1 pseudogene is annotated in these 294 nt (G+C 70.1%); it reads left to right on the top strand.

Annotation, left to right across the window (positions count from 1 at the left end):
* Positions 1-65 precede the first annotated feature (65 nt).
* A pseudogene (locus KVT45_RS55305) lies at positions 66-294 on the top strand (hypothetical protein); the annotation flags it as partial.

Raw genomic sequence — 294 nt, forward strand, 5'->3', positions numbered from 1 at the left:
GCAGCACCCCCAGCCATGGTCATGGAGACGACATCGCACAACCCGCACAACCGAAGGGGGTCCGCGTGACCGAAGTGGAGTTGGTGGCCACGGCGTTGGCCACGGGGGCGGCGGCCGGACTCACCGACACCTCACGAGGAGTCGTCCACGACCTCCACGTCATCCTGAGGGAGACGGTCCGCCGACGACTGTCCGACGGCGACGACGACGGAGGCGGCGGCGTGCGGGGCGGATACGGCGTACGGGTGTTGCACGCGTACGAGACGGATCCCGACGTGTGGCGGACCCGGCTGC

The organism is Streptomyces sp. GbtcB6, from assembly GCF_019091475.1.
GTDB classification, from domain to species: domain Bacteria; phylum Actinomycetota; class Actinomycetes; order Streptomycetales; family Streptomycetaceae; genus Streptomyces; species Streptomyces hyaluromycini.